The sequence below is a fragment of the Leptolyngbya sp. FACHB-1624 genome, assembly GCF_047649235.1.
Taxonomy (GTDB): domain Bacteria; phylum Cyanobacteriota; class Cyanobacteriia; order Leptolyngbyales; family Leptolyngbyaceae; genus Leptolyngbya; species Leptolyngbya boryana.
The window spans coordinates 1,944,112-1,961,588 of record NZ_CP180258.1 but is presented as its reverse complement, the minus strand read 5'-3'; the positions used below and the strand labels follow the sequence as shown (position 1 = coordinate 1,961,588).

10 protein-coding genes are annotated in these 17,477 nt (G+C 46.8%); 6 read left to right on the top strand and 4 right to left on the bottom strand.

Annotated elements, in window-relative coordinates:
• The first annotated feature begins 6 nt into the window (after positions 1 to 6).
• The 6 genes from ACMUEV_RS09075 to ACMUEV_RS09050 all read left to right on the top strand — a co-directional run bounded on the left by ACMUEV_RS09075 (position 7) and on the right by ACMUEV_RS09050 (position 13,998).
• Positions 7 to 2,295: a Tex family protein gene (locus ACMUEV_RS09075; protein ID WP_199329490.1), complete on the top strand. Its 2,289-nt coding sequence runs from the start codon at positions 7 to 9 to the stop codon at positions 2,293 to 2,295.
• 267 nt (positions 2,296 to 2,562) lie between these two features.
• Entirely contained in the window at positions 2,563 to 4,437 is a 1,875-nt protein-coding gene (locus ACMUEV_RS09070) for an AMP-binding protein (RefSeq protein ID WP_190651246.1), read from the top strand.
• Between the two features lie 14 nt (positions 4,438 to 4,451).
• Positions 4,452 to 7,751 (top strand): non-ribosomal peptide synthetase, encoded by a 3,300-nt coding sequence (locus ACMUEV_RS09065; protein ID WP_190651245.1) that lies wholly within the window; start codon positions 4,452 to 4,454, stop codon positions 7,749 to 7,751.
• Entirely contained in the window at positions 7,738 to 11,772 is a 4,035-nt protein-coding gene (locus tag ACMUEV_RS09060; protein ID WP_190651244.1) for a non-ribosomal peptide synthetase, read from the top strand. The genes ACMUEV_RS09065 and ACMUEV_RS09060 overlap by 14 nt, the downstream gene beginning before the upstream one ends.
• Before the next feature lie 218 nt (positions 11,773 to 11,990).
• Positions 11,991 to 13,115 (top strand): iron-containing redox enzyme family protein, encoded by a 1,125-nt coding sequence (locus tag ACMUEV_RS09055; RefSeq protein WP_190651326.1) that lies wholly within the window; start codon positions 11,991 to 11,993, stop codon positions 13,113 to 13,115.
• Positions 13,116 to 13,173: 58 nt separating this feature from the next.
• Entirely contained in the window at positions 13,174 to 13,998 is an 825-nt protein-coding gene (locus ACMUEV_RS09050) for a hypothetical protein (RefSeq protein WP_017289434.1), read from the top strand.
• Between the two features lie 77 nt (positions 13,999 to 14,075).
• Here the strand turns inward: ACMUEV_RS09050 and ACMUEV_RS09045 are convergent, their stop codons facing one another.
• The 4 genes from ACMUEV_RS09045 to def form a co-directional block, all read right to left on the bottom strand.
• Positions 14,076 to 15,008 (bottom strand): hypothetical protein, encoded by a 933-nt coding sequence (locus ACMUEV_RS09045; protein ID WP_017289435.1) that lies wholly within the window; start codon positions 15,006 to 15,008, stop codon positions 14,076 to 14,078.
• Positions 15,009 to 15,141: 133 nt separating this feature from the next.
• A complete protein-coding gene (locus tag ACMUEV_RS09040) occupies positions 15,142 to 16,491 on the bottom strand; it encodes a PrsW family glutamic-type intramembrane protease (RefSeq protein ID WP_017289436.1) in 1,350 nt (449 codons plus the stop codon).
• Positions 16,492 to 16,641: 150 nt separating this feature from the next.
• Positions 16,642 to 16,845 carry a hypothetical protein gene (locus tag ACMUEV_RS09035; RefSeq protein ID WP_017289437.1) on the bottom strand — a complete coding sequence of 68 codons (204 nt, stop codon included), beginning with the start codon at positions 16,843 to 16,845 and terminating at the stop codon, positions 16,642 to 16,644.
• 57 nt (positions 16,846 to 16,902) lie between these two features.
• Positions 16,903 to 17,466: a peptide deformylase gene (def, locus tag ACMUEV_RS09030; RefSeq protein WP_017289438.1), complete on the bottom strand. Its 564-nt coding sequence runs from the start codon at positions 17,464 to 17,466 to the stop codon at positions 16,903 to 16,905.
• Positions 17,467 to 17,477: the final 11 nt, after the last annotated feature.

The following is a 17,477-nucleotide window of genomic DNA, read 5'->3' as shown; positions in this document are numbered from 1 at the left end:
GAGATCATGAATATCCCTCAACTTCTGGCAGAAGAACTCTCACTGCGATCGTTTCAGATCAGCAATGCACTCGAACTGTTTGCAGAAGGGGCAACGGTTCCATTTATTGCACGGTATCGCAAAGAGCGAACTGGCGAAATGGACGAGGTGCAGTTGCGGGATTTGTTCGATCGCTTTACTTATCTGACCGAATTAGAAGAACGCAAGAAAACCATTCTCGACTCGATCGAGTCTCAAGGCAAACTCACGGAAGAATTGAAACTCAAGATCGAAGCCTGTTTGCAGAAGAATGAGCTAGAAGATTTGTACCTGCCATATCGTCCGAAGCGCAGAACAAGAGCGACGATCGCACGCGAGAAAGACTTAGGTGAGTTGGCTGTTTTTATCGCTGCTTTGAATCAGCCCAACGCATCTGTCGCATCATTAGAAGACGAAGCGAAGCGGTATTTATCTGAAGAAAAAGGCGTTAAAACCATCGAGGAAGCTTTGCAAGGAGCTTCGGATATCTTGGCGGAAGAAGTTGCCGAGAAGGCTGAATTTCGGGCGTATCTGCGCGAGTTTTTCTTGGAGTCTGGAATCTTTGTGTCGCGGATCAAAGATGACTATCCCGAGGGCAGTACGAAGTTTGAAATGTACCGCAACTATCAAGCAAAGATTACTAAGATTGCACCTCATAACCTACTTGCTCTATACCGTGGAGAAGCAGAAGGAATTCTGAGCTTTGATCTCAGCTTTGATGAGGATTCGGTACAGCAGTATCTAGAGTCAGAAACGATTCGGACAAAGGCAAAACCTGTTCGAGAATTTTATCAATCGATGCTCAAAGATGCGTTCAATCGCTTGATGAAAACTTCGATCATTTCAGAAGTACGATCGCAGAAAAAACAAGAAGCCGATATCGAATCGATTAAAACCTTTGAAACTAATTTGCGCGAGTTACTGCTTTCGGCTCCGGCTGGAATGAAGCCAACGCTCGCCGTCGATCCGGGTTTCCGAACAGGCTGCAAAGTTTCAGTCCTCGATCAAACGGGTCAATTTCTCAAATACGAAGCAATCTTTCCACACACTGGGGCTGAGAAGCGCAAGCAAGCAGCCGTGTCTTTGAAGAAGTTGATTGAGCAATATCAAATTGAACTCATTGCGATCGGAAATGGAACTGCGAGCCGCGAAACTGATGAATTTGTCGCAGAAGTTTTAACGACTTTAGAACGCAAGCCGATTAAAGTGATTGTGAATGAATCCGGTGCTTCAATTTATTCAGCAAGTCCAGTTGCGATCGCAGAGTTTCCCGAACTTGATATCACCGTCAGAGGCGCAATTAGCATTGGACGGCGTTTGCAAGATCCGTTAGCAGAATTAGTCAAGATTGATCCAAAATCGATCGGAGTCGGACAGTATCAACATGATGTGGATCAAAAGCTACTGAAGAAAAAGCTAGATGAAACGGTTGAAAGTTGCGTAAACTATGTCGGAGTTGACCTCAATACAGCATCGAAAGAGCTATTAATGTTTGTTTCTGGTGTGAGTTCAACGGTTGCGAATAACATTGTGAACTATCGCAATCAGAATGGTGCGTTCAAAGATCGTAAATCATTGCTCAAAGTCCCAAAATTGGGTGCAAAAACCTTTGAACAAGCTGCGGGTTTTCTGAGAATTCGCGACGGTAAAAATCCATTAGACAATACTGCCGTTCACCCAGAAAGCTACGCAATTTTAGAAGCGATCGCTAAAGATCTCAACGTCCCTCTGACCCAAACGGCTCAGATCGCAGCGCAACTTAAAGCGAATTTGAAGAAGTATGTGACAGACGCAATCGGAGAACCGACACTGCGCGACATCGTTGCAGAACTAGAAAAACCTGGACGTGATCCGCGTGCTGAATTTAAGTACGCAACCTTCAAAGAAGGCATCAAAGAAATTTCAGATCTCCGAGTCGGCATGGAACTCGAAGGAATTGTCACCAATGTGGCGAATTTTGGAGCATTTGTTGATATCGGTGTGCATCAGGACGGCTTGATTCACGTGTCGCAAATGAGCGATCGCTTTGTCAGCGATCCGAATCAAATTGTGAAAGTTGGACAGGTTGTAAAAGTGCGCGTTTTAGAAGTGAATGAAGCACTGAAACGAATCAGTTTATCAATGAAGTCAGGAGAACAATCGGGTTCAACAGGCTCTCAAGCAGTGAAGACCTCAGGACAGAAACAACCCGAACGAAGAACCCCAGAAAAATCGAAATCGCAGCAAAAGCCAGCGTCGTTAGATGATTTGAAGTCAAAGTTTGGTAAGAAGGCTTAGAGAATATTTTGCAGGTAATCGTTGGGACCCATTCACCTGTACCGGAATGGGATTCTAGGGCTTGTATATTGAGGGAGAATTGAATCGCTCAAATCTCTGTTTAGTCTAGTTTAATCTGTATATCTGAAATTTTTGAATGCCAAGGCATCATGCGTCGCAATCAAGACATGATTTGGCATTCAGATTCGTCGATCGCAATTTCCGGGTCATCTGAGAGTCCGTCAGTATAATATGTTGTCATTTTAACTTCTGTCATGGAGGTTTCTATTGAGATACAGCGATGCGAATCTCACGCTTCATCATCTCGTTGCAGTTCAAGCGGAATGTCAGCCTAGCTCAATCGCGCTTCGATCTGTCTACGAACCTCCGCAATCTGGCTTAACCTATGAAGCCCTCCACAGTCAGATTACAAAAGTTACCCACATCCTCACAGCCCACGGGATTCAGCCCAACGATCGGATTGCAGTTGTGCTACCCAATGGGACGGAAATGGCAGTTGTTTTTCTCGCGATCGCGAGTTGTGCTACCTGTGCGCCGCTGAATCCAAATTATCAACGTGCAGAATTTGATTTCTATTTAGACGACTTGCAAGCAAAAGCACTGATCATTCTCGCCGGACAACCCTCACCCGCACGTTCGAGCGCCCAGGCTCGCAACATTCCAATTCTCGACCTCATTCCAACCTCAGCAGGACAATTTGAGCTAGAAGGTCACGCAGTGTGTGATGGACATCCTGAGTTTGCAAAACCTGATGATGTCGCACTGATCCTGCACACCTCAGGCACAACCTCTCGTCCAAAAATGGTTCCCCTCACCCATCGCAACCTATGGACTTCTGCCAACAATGTGGCGACAACTTTGGAATTAACGCCAAGTGATCGCTGTCTGAGTTTAATGCCCCTGTTTCACATTCATGGATTGGTCGGCGTATTACTTGCGTCGATCGCAGCAGGTGGGCAAGTGATTTGTACACCGGGATTTCAAGCCGCTCGATTTTTCGACTGGTTTGAAACTTTTCAGCCGACTTGGTACAGTGCAGTTCCTACTATTCATCAAGCCATTTTGGCTCAAGCCGAACAACAGCGTGATCGACTTGAGCATTCGGCTCTGCGTTTGATTCGTTCTTCTTCTGCTGCACTCCCCACTCAGGTCAAAAATTTACTAGAAACAACCTTTCAGGTTCCTGTCATCGAAGCGTATGGCATGACCGAAGCAGCCCATCAAATGACCAGTAATCTGCTGTCACCTAGCGATCGTAAAGCTGGCTCGGTCGGAAAAGCGATCGGGCTAGAGGTTGCGATCATGGATGAAACAGGACAATTGCTTCAACCGAGTGCGATCGGGGAAGTTGTGATTCGAGGTGCAAATGTCACATCTGGATATGAACAGAATCCGGAAGCGACAGCAAAAGCATTGACTCAAGGTTGGTTTAGAACCGGAGATCAAGGCTATTTCGATGCCGATGGCTTTCTATTCTTGCAAGGGCGATTAAAAGAAATCATCAATCGGGGTGGAGAAAAGATTGCACCCTTGGAAATCGATGCCGTGCTGATGGACATTCCAGAAGTCTTTCAAGCGGTGACATTTGCAGTCCCGCATCCGACTCTGGGCGAAGATGTTGCAGCCGCAGTTGTCCTACATCCGGGAGCTAATTTGAGTGCAATAGAAATTCGCCAGATCTTGTTCCAAAAGGTTGCAGATTTCAAAGTGCCCAGTCAAGTCGTGATGGTCGATGCCATTCCCACAGGCGCAACTGGAAAGCTACAACGGATCGGTTTGTTTGAAAAGCTCGTTGATCAATTGAAACCTGAGTTTGTCGCTCCTCGAACTGAGTCGGAACAGAAACTTGCTGTTATTTGGGCTGAAGTTTTAGGAACGGACTGCAACCTCGGACGACACGACAATTTCTTTGCCTTAGGAGGAGATTCACTCAAAGCAACTCAAATCATCGTACGGATTACTCAGATCTTCGAGATTGAGATGCCATTGGTCGCCTTATTTCAATCTCCAACTCTCATGGAGCAGGCAGAAAGAATTGATGCCTTATGTGCGGAGTCTAGCACGCTAATGTCGCTGTTCAATCAATTGCAGGATCGACCCGAAGCGGAACGCCTAGCACTCATCGAGAACCTATCGTTGTAAAAGTCCCCAGACCTATGAAAGATCTTGCCCAACGCCTTGCCAACCTATCTCCCGCACAGCGCACGCTCCTACAACAAAAACTTCAGCAGCAGGAACAGAGCGCTAAACCTGCAACTATTCCCCATCGCGATCCAGCACAGCCCATTCCACTTTCGTTCACACAGCAGCGATTGTGGTTCTTGGCACAGTTAGAGCCAGAGAGTCCGGTATATAACATTGCTGATGCGGTGCGAGTGCAAGGACAGTTGAACGTTGAGCTGTTGCAACAGGCATTAAGCGAAATCGCACAACGGCACGAAATTCTACGAACCACAATTGGACTGAACAATGGCGAACCTGTGCAGATTGTAGGCGACCCCGCGATCGAGTTTGCTGAAATTGATTTGCGATCTCAGCTTGAGTCTGAGCGGGAAATTATCTGCCAACAGCACATTCAGCAAGTGATCTGCCAACCGTTTGATCTGGCTGAAAAACCGTTATGGCGAATGGTTTTACTGCGGCTCGATCAAGCTGAATCTGTGCTTTTACTTGTTCAGCATCATTTGATCTCTGATGGGTGGTCAGTCGGGATTTTTTGGCAAGAGTTGGGTGAACTCTACGAAGCACTTTTACATCAATATCCCTCATCGCTTGCTGAATTACCGATTCAGTATGGAGATTTTGCAGTCTGGCAACACCAGCAATTTGAAACGGGAAAATTGCGATCGCAGTTTGAGTATTGGACAAAGCAATTGGGTGGAACAATTCCAATGTTGGAGCTACCCACAGATCACGCCCGTCCAGCCGTGCAAACCTTCACAGGCGCACACTACCGTTTCACAGTGCCAGAGGCGTTAACCACAACATTGATTCAACTCGCGCAGCAAGAGCAAGCCACTTTGTTTATGGTACTCTTAGCAGCGTTTAACACGTTACTTTATCGCTATACGCAGCAAGAAGACCTTTGGATTGGAACCCCGATCGCGAATCGAAATCGGATCGAGACTGAACCCTTGATTGGTTTTTTTGCCAATACGCTCGTGCTGAGATCAGATCTGAGTGGGCAACCGACGTTTCGCACTTTGGTCAAACGCGTGCGAGACATGGCATTAGATGCTTACAGCCATCAGAATTTTCCGTTTGAGAAACTAGTACAAGCTTTGCAGCCTGAGCGGAGTCTAAGTCAAAATCCTCTGTTCCAAACGATGTTTGCACTGCGAAACCTACCCGAAAAAGTGCAACCTCTTTCTGGACTGGAATTGCACCCCATGTCTCTAGACAGAGAGATCGCTAAGTTTGATCTGACATTGGAAATGAGCCAAGTCGATCGACAGTTACAGGCAAAGTTTGAGTACAACACAGACTTATTTGAGCCAGAAACGATCGAGCGCATGAGTGGGCATTTACTCACATTACTTTCCGGGATTGTTCAGAATTGCGATCGCACGTTATCAGAACTGCCTTTACTCACAGAAACCGAACGGTATCAGTCTTTAATCGAATGGAATAAGACTGAGAGCGATTATCCAGATTGTTGTATCCATCAATTATTTGAAGCTCAAGTTGAGAAAACACCTGATGCGATCGCTGTTGAATTTTCAGCAGCATCCCTGACCTATCGAGAACTGAATCAACGCGCAAATCAACTTGCCCATCACTTGCAACGATTGGGAGTTGTTCCGAACCAATTTGTCGGATTGTGTGTCGATCGCTCACTTGACATGATTGTTGGAATGCTAGGAATTCTCAAAGCGGGGGGAGCTTATGTGCCGCTCGATCCAACTTATCCGCGATCGCGACTCGCTTTAATGTTAGAGGACGCACAACTCTCGATTTTAGTCACGCAATCTTGGCACGTTGAAGCTTTTGATGCGTATCCCGTTCACCTTATTTGCCTCGATCAATCCCGGGAGATTCTGAGTTCAGACAATCTTAGAGTCACGACAGCCACAACTGATCGAGCCTACCTCCTCTATACATCTGGCTCAACTGGAAAGCCTAAAGGAGCCGTTATTGCTCATCAATCTCTGGTCAATGCAGTTTGGGCAGGACAGAGATTTTTTTCCCTCACTCCCAACGATACTTGGGTCGCAGTTGCGTCTTTTTGCTTTGATGTAGCTGCTTTTGAACTGTACTCGCCTTTAATTGCAGGCGCAAAACTCGTCATTGCTGCACAAGATGTCGTGCGAGATGGCAAGCGTCTTGCTGCATTAATGCAGTCGAGCGGGGCAACGATCGCAAATTTTACGCCTGCAACCTGGCAAATCTTACTTGGATCTCAATGGCAGAGCCAGCCTCACTTGAAAATCCTCTGTGGTGGAGAAGCCTTATCTAAAGATCTCGCGAGTCGTCTTCTTGCTCAGAGTGATTGTGTTTGGAATCTCTACGGACCAACCGAAACCACCATTTATTCCACCCTCTATCGAGTGAGAACGGCTGAAAAATCACCTGCAATTGGTCGCCCGATCGCGAATACGCAGCTCTATGTTCTTGATCGACATTTACAACCGTTGCCGATTGGCGTTCCTGGTGAACTGCACATTGGTGGGGATGGCTTAGCGATCGCTTATCTTAATCGTCCAGATCTCACCACGGAACGGTTTATTCCCATTCCACCCAGTTTGCAAGACATTGCCAAAGGAACCCGATTATACAAAACGGGCGATCTAGTGCGGTACCTCCCGGACGGCAATGTTGAGTACTTAGGTCGGATCGATCATCAGGTGAAAATTCGCGGATTTCGGATCGAGCTAGGTGAGATTGAATCTGTACTCATGGAGCAAGACGCAGTACAAATCGCTGTCGCAATCGTACGAGAAGATCAAGCTCACGAAAAAACGCTCGTTGCCTACGTCGGACTTGCTCAGCCTGTGGATGTCGCTGAGTTGCGATCGTTTCTGAAATCAAAGTTGCCCGATTACATGATCCCGAACGCGATCGTGGTTCTCGACAGCCTGCCGCTCACTCCGACGGGGAAAATTGATCGGAGATCACTTCCGGCTCCACCGAAGAAGCTCGAGAGTGATGCCGTTTTACCGCGCACGCCGATCGAAGCCAAGCTTTCCGAGATCTGGCAACAGGTACTTGGACTCAGAGAAATCAGCGTCAATGATAATTTCTTTGAGTTAGGAGGACACTCCTTGATGGCGACTCGAATCATCACCCGCATTGATGCTGAGTTGCAAATCAATTTGCCGCTGCGTTGCTTGTTTGAATCACCGACGATCGCAGAGTTAGCGATCACCATCACTCAACAGCAGCTTGAAACATTAGAGGACGAAGAGTTACTTCAACTACTCAATCTACTTGAGGACGGTTCTGATGCGGTCAACTGATTTACTCAACCAGCGATTGGCACAACTCTCGCCCGAAAAACGTGCCTTACTGGAAGCACAGATTTTCAAAAAACAGCAAAAACCTGCGAGTCCTCAAATTCCAAAGCGATCGCAGCAATCCCCCTGTGCGCTTTCTTTTGCTCAACAACGGCTCTGGTTTCTCGCGCAACTGCAACCGGAGAGTGCGATTTACAATATTCCGATCGCACTGCACTTTCCATCTGAACTGAATCTTTCTGCCTTACAGCAAGCGCTCAATGCGATCGTGGAGCGTCATGAAGTCCTCCGTACCACATTTGATCTGATTGCAGATGAACCTGTTCAGGTGATTCATCCGCCGCGTCCTGTAAATCTCGTCATCATTGATTTGGAGCAGAAAAGTGAACTTCAGCGATCGTTGAATCAAGCGGCTCAGCAATCATTTGATCTGCGTCAGGATTTGATGCTCAAAGCTACGCTATTTCGTCTTCCTGATGGTGAACAAGCTTTACTCTTATTGCTCCATCACATTGCTTCAGATGGTTGGTCAGGGAACATTCTCCTGCGCGAAATCGATACCTACTATACTGCGTTTACAGCGGGTAATCCGATCTCACTCCCTAGACTGCCGATCCAATATGCTGATTTTGCTCAATGGCAAAGACAATGGCTCAGCGGCGACGTTTTAACCCAACAGCTTGATTACTGGAAGCAACGCCTAGTCGGAGAATTGCCCGTTCTGGAACTTTCCAACTGTTTTACAAAGGCAACCCCAAGTTGTTCAACAGTTCAAACTGATGCAGGTGAAAGATATTCTCTAACTCTCTCCAAAACACTCACTCAAGCCATTCAGCAATTCGCGCAGCAAGAAAAAGTAACTCTATTTATGATGTTACTAACTGCTTTCAAAACATTGCTATACCGCTATACTCAGCAAGAAGATATGCTGATTGGCTCTGCGATCGCGAATCGGAAATGGGTTGATGTTGAAGGCTTAATTGGTTTTTTCGTCAATACACTTGTCCTTCGGACAGATTTGAGCGGTCAACCCACATTTCGATCGCTCTTGAGTCGAGTGCGTGATGTTGTTCTCTCTGCTTACGAACATCAAGATTTGCCCTTTGAGAAGCTCGTTGAAGAACTGCAACCAGAACGCCGTTTGAATCAGAATCCTTTAGTTCAAGTCATGTTTGTGCTGCAAAATGCATCTGATTCGTCTCTGAGCATTGCCAATTCAACTCCGATTTTGATCGACACGGAAACGGCTAAATTCGATCTGGTGCTGTCTTGTACCGAAAGCACTCAAGGATTAAAAGTTTCATGGCTCTATCGCACAGAGGTTTTTGAACGCAGCACGATCGAGCAAATGAGTCAGCACTTTGAAGTGCTCCTCAACGGAATTATTGCTGCGCCGGATCAGTCGATCGCAACACTCCCAATTCTTACACTTTCTGAAAAACAGCAGTTCCTAGACTGGAATCAAACCCATACAGACTATCCTCGAACGACTTGCATTCATCAACAGTTTGAAGCTCAAGTCGAACAAACTCCTGACGCGATCGCACTCGTCATGGACGAGCAGCGCTACAGCTATCGCGAACTTAATCAGCAAGCGAATCAACTTGCACACTATTTGAGAACTTTAGACGTTCAACCTAATCAAGCGATCGCAGTTCACTTAGAGCGATCGCCCAAGCTGATCATTGCGCTGCTGGCAATTCTCAAAGCAGGAGGGGCTTATCTCCCACTCGATCCCACTTATCCAGTCGATCGTTTGAGCTACATGCTCGAAGATACCCAAGCTCGCATTCTTCTGCATGAGAGTGAATCAATCTTTCCGGCAGCATTCTCGAACTGCCAAGTGATCAATCTTGATGCGCTCCAGCTAGAGAACATTCCAGAGAATCTCGCTCCTGTCAATACTGCACAGGATTTGGCTTACATCCTTTACACCTCTGGTTCTACTGGCAATCCCAAAGGTGTGATGGTTCCACATCGTGCAGTCATGCGATTAGTCCTGAATACGAATTACGTCGATTTACAAGCTTCAGATGTGATCGCTCAGGTTTCAAATTGTTCGTTTGATGCCGCTACGTTTGAAATCTGGGGTGCTTTACTCAATGGCACAACCCTCGCGATCGTACCCAAAGCTGTTCTTCTCTCGCCTAACGAATTTGCAGCAGCATTGCAGACTCACTCGATTCGAGTGTTGTTTCTCACCACTGCATTGTTTCATCAACTCGCTCAGCATGTTCCTACTGCATTCCAAACTCTGCGATATCTACTTGTAGGTGGAGAAGTAACTGATCCACAGTGGGTCAATCAAGTGTTCGAGTGCGGCGCACCTGAGCAATTTTTACATGTGTATGGACCGACGGAAAACACGACTTTTTCTTCCTGGTATCGCGTTGAGCAAGTTTCCTCAACGCTGCCAATTGGTCGCCCGATCTCAAATACGCAAATCTTTTTACTCGATCGACATCTTCAACCCGTTCCAGTTGGGGTTCCCGGTGAAATTTGTCTCGCGGGAGATGGATTAGCATTGGGCTATCTCCATCGTCCCGATGCTTCACAGTTTGTTTCGACTCAAATTGATGGAGTTCCAGTCCAACTGTATCGAACGGGCGATCGAGCGCGCTATCTGCCGAATGGCAATCTAGACTTTTTAGGACGATTCGACCATCAAATTAAGCTGCGGGGATTTCGGATCGAGTTGGGAGAAATTGAGACAGCACTCAGACAGCATCCTGATGTGCAAGATGCGATCGTTGTCATCGAGCACACTGACACTCAAGACAAATCCTTGCAGGCTTATCTCACATCTACGCAAGTGATTGCTCCGAAAGCATTACGGCAGTTTCTTCAACAAACTCTGCCCGATTATATGCTGCCACAGGCATTCCATGTTCTAGAAGCTTTCCCACTCACCCCCAATGGTAAAGTCGATCGCGCGAAACTCCACCATTTCAAGTCATCTGAAAACCTTTCTGATAGTGCAAATCCGAATTTAGTCACCAGTCCTTTAGAAACACAACTGCTCCAGATTTGGCAGAGCGTTTCAGGAATGCAGTCACTTAGCACAGATGATAATTTCTTTGAGATTGGCGGTCACTCGCTCTTAGCTGTGCGGCTTCAAAGCGCGATCGAACAACTGATCGGCAGAAAACTCCCCTTATTTGCCGTATTTCAAGCGCCAACAGTCAAGCAAATGGCGCAGCGATTAGAGCAAGAGCAAATCAAGCTTGATGCTGCCCAAACTCAACTGCGATCGCTATTTTGGTATTCTCAGCATCCGACTGAAGCCGCTGCACTCACTCAGCATCTTGGAGCAGATCAACCTTTGATTTATCTAGATACTGGACTATTGGAGGTTCTAGAACCTGCCGAACACATTCGCGATCGAGCAAAGCTTTGTCTTGCGGAACTCAAAAGACTTCAGCCTCAAGGCCCCTATCTACTAGGGGGGTTTTGTATGGGCGGGTTGGTCGCGTTTGAAACAGCCCTCCAACTTCAAGCTCAAGGCGAGGAAGTTGCATTCCTCGCGTTAGCAGAAAGCTGGTTAGCTTCACAGATGCAACGCCAGAGACCCAAACCTCTCCCAGAACTGCCTGTGATTCGGACGCTGTACTTCCATTCTCAGAAATTAATCGGGTTGAAGCCTTCTGATCGGCTCGACTATGTTGTGCACGAGATTAAGCGAGTTCCTTCTCTCATCGATCGCCTGCTTACCTCAATCAAGCGGGTGTTCAAGCCAGAGTCGCCAGCACAGCAGGCACAACGAGAATGGATGTTTCGAGGAGGGGAGGCTGTTCACAGTTATATTCCATCTTGCGCTTATCCGGGTCGGATCTATTTCTACTTCAGTCAGATCACAGATGAATCTAAGTCACTGATTGAACAATCTGGGTGGGAGAAGTTTGTCTCTGATCAGATTGAAGTTGAGGTGTTTGCCGGAGATCATCATAGTATTATGCGAGAACCTGATGTGCAAAGGCTGGCAGAAGCGATTAAAGCGACGATCGATTCACTCGATCTTACTTAGAGGGTTTTATACTCTTGAAACATCCTCTTAAAAGATCTTTTAAAGGTATAAATTGAGTATTGATAGGCTTTTCGACTGCTATCAATACTCAATTTCCCTCGGTCAGGATCAAGTTGAAAACCCCTCTCAAGAAAGATTTACCCTCTATCTTGGGAGGATGAATCTTTTTGTTCAAATCAATCATGATGAGAGCGAAAATAGTTGATTCAGAGAAATACATGCAGGGCAGTTTAGTTACGCCTCCGTCGGCGCAAGTGTTACTACCAGACGAGATCGAGGCAGATGTCAAAAGCAATCCATACTATAAAGCTGAAAAGACGTTAAGCAATTTGATCGAAGTTGAGAACTTAGATCAACGATTGAACTTATTTGATTCCCAAGTTCGGTACTTTGAAACTGCGCTCAATTCAGCAATCAAAGAAGCCTATCAGCAATCACAAAGTAGCGATGCGGCGCATCTATTTTTGCAGCGCGTTCTCTATCGAATTAATCGCTTAAATTTATTCTGGTATGACGACTTAACGCATTATACAAACGAGCGATCGCTCTATCTCCAAAAAATTCGCAATCAGATCGAAACGGCTTGGCAAGACTGGGAATTAGCACACCTTAGTGTTGAGGCGTACCACGATATTGATATCAAACAGGCATTGCTCGATCGCTATGCTGCCGATCTCGATCCGACCTTATCAGAAGATGCACTCTACCTGCGTAAGCACATGCCCTTTGAAGGGTATCGCTATCTCCTAGCGATCACTTCTTTTGATGGCTTAGTCGAAGCAAGTCGGCTCTCCCGAATTCTTGGGGGTGCTGCCAACGAAGTGCAAGCAACTTTAACCAAGGTATTACTGGAAGAGTACGGGAATGGTCGTCTCGCTCGCAAGCATTCGACTTTCTTTGCACAAATGATGACTGAGTTGCGCTTGAGTACTCAGCCTGAAGTTTACTTTGATCTCGTTCCGTGGCAAGCACTCGCAACCACGAATCACAACTTTCTCCTGACCGAGTGTAAGCGGCATTTTCTCAGATACAACGGTGGATTAGCCTACTTTGAAGTAGCAGGTCCTTCAGCGTATCGAAACTATCTCGCAGCAGCACAGCGGTTAGAGCTATCCGATGGTGCAATGGGATATTGGGATCTCCATATCCGAGAAGATGAACGGCACGGACGCTGGATGATCGAAAACGTGACTTTGCCGCTTGTAGACATGTACCCCGAACAAGCATGGCAGCTAGTCTTGGGATACGACCAAGAGAAATTGATGGGCGATCGAGCGGGAGCAGCGATCGTCAACACAATTCGCCATGGGGTTCAAACAGCGTCACTTCCCACCATTGGATAGGGAGCGGATCTAGGAGTTAGTCAAATTGAGAAAGATAGAGGCATAGGGAGATAGGGAGATGGGAAGCAAGAACCACTTCTACCTTTCTCCCTATGCCCCTATTCCCCTATCTCCCCACCATTTTTCACAGCAATTTGCAACAAACGAGGATAATATCTTGACTGGAACACTTATACGCAATATCACAGCACCCGAAGTCTTCTTCTGTCCTGAAGAGTCTCATTTTTATTCGCATTGTCTAGAGCGATTGGTTTTTTCTCAATGTACAGACTGCGATTTGATTGTTGAATTTGGTGCAGGTGATGGCAGTCCGGTAATTAATTCATTGATGCGATCGCACTTCCAGAGTGAGATTCATGGGTTTGAATTAAACTCAGCAGCTTATGAGGTTGCCAAATCTAGAGTTGATCAATGTAACTTGCAGGACAAGTACATTTTGCACAATCAGTCTTTCTTTGACTTTGCTTCAACAGATGCAAACTATTTGATTGCGAACCCGCCTTACATCCCCGCTCCTGACAACAAGATTCGGATGCCTTTACTGCATGGCGGAACAGATGGTGCAACCATTACCAATCGATTGCTCACTTTAGACTATCCAAACGTGATGCTATTGATATCGAGCTATTCAAACCCAATCGAAACATTACAATGGGCAGCAGGTCAAGGCTATACCGTTGCAGATTTTATGGTCACTCCGTTAAAGTTTGGCTGCTATAGTTCTGAGCCAAAAGTGAAAAAGTGGATTGGACAACTACGCGAGCAAGGACAAGCCTTCTATTCTCAAAATATTTACTTCCTCGCAGGCGTATTGTTCAAGCATTCCAGCTTTGGAACTCCCGATCTCTCCAACGAACTCATGCAAGTCATGACCGCGCTCTAACCATCACGGCGATTTAAACAGCAAAAAACTCCGAGTTTTGGAAGAGACCCGGAGTTTCTTACTGTTCTGAACCAAACCTAGAAGCCAGCAAAGTTATAGCCAACTCCAAGCATAATGCCAACGGCTGCTTGTCCTGTTACAGAAGCATTCACTGCAGCAGTCGCTGTGAACTGAGAAGAAATGGGAACATCAACACCACCCGTCAACAGCAGTCCAACACTGCCGCGATCGCCTGTTGAAATTGCTGCACCCACGCCCAAATAAGGAGCCGCTGAAAATCCTAATCCCTCTGTCGGACCCTCGCCAAAGCTAAAGTCATAGGTCACAGGAATCAAAATTGCAACATCATCATTAAACAGGACAGAGGGGCGAACTGAGAAATTGCGAGTCAAGCCAATTTTGCTAATGACAGCAAAGCTTCCTTGCCCTAGCGAAATATCACCATCGCCAATCCCAATGTTGCCACCAACTCCAACATAGCTCGAACCTGAGCGAGTCGCTCGACCCGGAACGAATTCTTGAGTCGGAATCGTAGTGGGTGTTGGTGTTGTCGTACCTGGCGTACTATCCGGCGTAATCGGGGTTGTACCGGGGGTTGTGCTAGGGGTTGTCGTATCTGGCGTAACTGGGGTTGTGCCAGGGGTGAAGGTATCTGGCGTAGTCGGGGTTGTCGTGTTCGGTGTGATCGGGGTTGTATTTTGCGGAGTGACAGGCGTTGTATTGCTCGGTGTCACATCTGCGGGGTTGGTTTCAGTCCCAGAAGGTGTACTTCCGGGCACTGCACGACCCGGAGCGATTTCACTGGGAGTAGAAGGTGTCGTTTGAGCGACGGTGAGTCGCCCCGTTTGTAGATCCGCCAATTCATTCACGTCGATCGACGGTTGACCTAAGAGAGCAGCCCCGTTCGAGGTGACCGGCTTTTCATTAGCATTCGCCTTGAGTTCGCCTGAAAAAAATGCGATCGAGATAAACGTCAGTGGTAAAAGCAGTTTGAGTTTTAAGGAAGTCATAGTCGAATGGAAACATCTATATGTGTGTTCAGGCAGTATCTATGCCTGCCATTCGAGCGTAATCATTGCACTATGAAATCACGTCCTTCTCAAGGCTCAGGGAGTCTCTATCTGAGGTGCGATTTTTCTGTTGTCACGATTTTAGGCGAGTTGCAAAGTTTTGCGATCGCGTTGGTGATAAAGTTCGAGCTTTCAGAATTGCCGCTGCCAAAAACGCATAGGACAACATTCCAACTAACGCTAATAAAATCTCACTCACGCTTCCCATGACATTCCAAAGTGCATGTAGCGCCGAAGCCGTGAAATATCCAATCAATAAAATCAGCCCACTCTGCCGAGGCTTCAATACCGCAAGTCCAATAAAATAGCCGAAATATCCGCTATACGCCATATGCCCCGAAATCGAACCGAGCAATCTTGGGATCAAAACTTGTAAGCCTCGAAGCTGATCCCATCCGCCTTCTTGTCCGAGTTGCAGAGAGGTCGATTCGATCATTCCGGGCACATACTGCCCTAACGTTTCTACCAGGGTAAATCCAACTGCCGAAGCCGCCCCTAAAAGAATTCCATCCAATGGCTCCCAAATTCCAACACGATCGTTCCAAGGCGCAGGCAAAAATCGCCCGATCGCAAACAAAACTGCGATCGGAATCACTTTCAGCAATTCTTCCATCAACCCTGCACCAAAGAACATGCGGATAAACAGCGTCAACGGATTAATCAATTCTCCAGGCGCGGTCACTTGTCCAGGTAAGACCGATCTAAAAAATTCTGCAAACAGTAGCAGCACTGGACTCCGCAGTAAGAAGTAAGTGCCCATTGCCGCAATCACCATCACCCACCACGGTTTTCGCTTTCCACATAGTCGATAGACGAAGTACAGTCCAACGAGTGCAATGTATCCCGCTAACAAGCGATTGAACAAAATCGGTTGTCCAACAGCAACAAATAGCGACACCACAAATCCGATTGTGACAATACCCGGAACTAAGAACGCCTTGCTGGTTAAATCTCGTCCGGTTGAAACAATTGGGAAAAGCTGCGTCAACGTGACTGATTCACGAGCGGGCGGGACGACTGCACCGCGTTCCGTTACCGCCGCACGACTAGTATTGAAATCTGCTAGATATTCAAAAATATATTCAGGTCCATCGTTTCCCAATGAAATACGATCGCCCGATCGCAAAATTTGGCATCCCCGCAATCGCTTGCCGTTCAGGTAAGTTCCATTCGAGCTATTGAGATCGCAGACCCACCAGGTCGGGCGGTCTGCATCTTCGATTTGTTCTGAAGGACGAACCTCTGCATGACGACGCGAGACCGACCCAAATAAAACTGGATCGACGGCAATTTGGCAACGAGGATCGCGTCCGATCACAGTCGTGTCGTCGATCGACAAAGCGTGAACAATTAATTTTGGATCAGAACTATTGCCGATCGACAGTTGTCGGAGGCAAGCTATGGGACTAATTTCGCCCGTCATAGAAGGGAGTGGAACAAGGGGTGTTCGCTAGAGAAAAATAGGAGATAAATGAAATTGTAGGTAGAACTCTAGCGCAACATTCTATACCTATCTTCAGGGATCTATCACGTTTAGCTAGAACAAACAGGAAATCCCTAAAAATCTTTAAAATTACTGATTATTTGCTCTCGCATCTGCGACCGCTGCTAGAAAGCAAATGACAGTTAACGGCGCACTGACTGCCAAAATGATACCTGTAACCAGCGTGCCGTATTCAGGATTACCTGAAGTCAGTTCAAAAACGCAGCCCACTGCTGCGATCGCCGCAACACAAGAACCGCCTAGCAGAATGCCGCTCTTAGGAGTCATGATCATAATATCAATTCCTTAAATGATTAAAAAACCGCCAGAATTGACTGACGGTAACAACCATTATCCGATGTGGCGGACATCGCTTGCCGAGAAGCCGCGTTTTTTCAATTCTTGATTCAGCGCAATTTGATTTTCCACGCGATCGACAAACAATACGCCATTCAAGTGATCGATTTCATGTTGAATCGCGCGAGACAATAATCCATCCGCTTGCAAGGTTCGCATCCGACCCGTTTCATCTTTGAAAGACACTTCGATCATTTCAGAACGTTCGACATCCAGATAAACACCCGGAATGCTGAGACAGCCTTCTTGACCAGAACAGGTTTCTTTGCCGAATTTCTTAATCACCGGATTAATCAAGACCAGCGGCACAGCTTCAGGTTTATCGGGGTCGATATCAATGACAACGATTTGCTTGTGGATACCAACTTGCGGTGCAGCCAACCCGATCCCATCCTCGCTATACATCGTTTGCAGCATTTGGCGCACGATCGTACGGATTTCATCGTCTACCTTAGCGACTCGTTTTGCAGGCTGACGCAACACACGATCGCCCATATGGTGCATCTGTAAGGGCGGATTTTCTAACTTTTTCTTCTCAACTAGAACTGAGGAGGGCATGGGATGTTTCA

Coding starts and splice junctions, on each gene's coding strand:
- ACMUEV_RS09075 (WP_199329490.1), top strand. CDS start 7: ATGAATATCCCTCAACTTCTGGCAGAAGAACTCTCACTGCGATCGTTT.
- ACMUEV_RS09065 (WP_190651245.1), top strand. CDS start 4,452: ATGAAAGATCTTGCCCAACGCCTTGCCAACCTATCTCCCGCACAGCGC.
- ACMUEV_RS09060 (WP_190651244.1), top strand. CDS start 7,738: ATGCGGTCAACTGATTTACTCAACCAGCGATTGGCACAACTCTCGCCC.
- ACMUEV_RS09055 (WP_190651326.1), top strand. CDS start 11,991: ATGCAGGGCAGTTTAGTTACGCCTCCGTCGGCGCAAGTGTTACTACCA.
- ACMUEV_RS09050 (WP_017289434.1), top strand. CDS start 13,174: ATGGGAAGCAAGAACCACTTCTACCTTTCTCCCTATGCCCCTATTCCC.
- ACMUEV_RS09045 (WP_017289435.1), bottom strand. CDS start 15,008: ATGACTTCCTTAAAACTCAAACTGCTTTTACCACTGACGTTTATCTCG.
- ACMUEV_RS09040 (WP_017289436.1), bottom strand. CDS start 16,491: ATGACGGGCGAAATTAGTCCCATAGCTTGCCTCCGACAACTGTCGATC.
- ACMUEV_RS09035 (WP_017289437.1), bottom strand. CDS start 16,845: ATGATCATGACTCCTAAGAGCGGCATTCTGCTAGGCGGTTCTTGTGTT.
- def (WP_017289438.1), bottom strand. CDS start 17,466: ATGCCCTCCTCAGTTCTAGTTGAGAAGAAAAAGTTAGAAAATCCGCCC.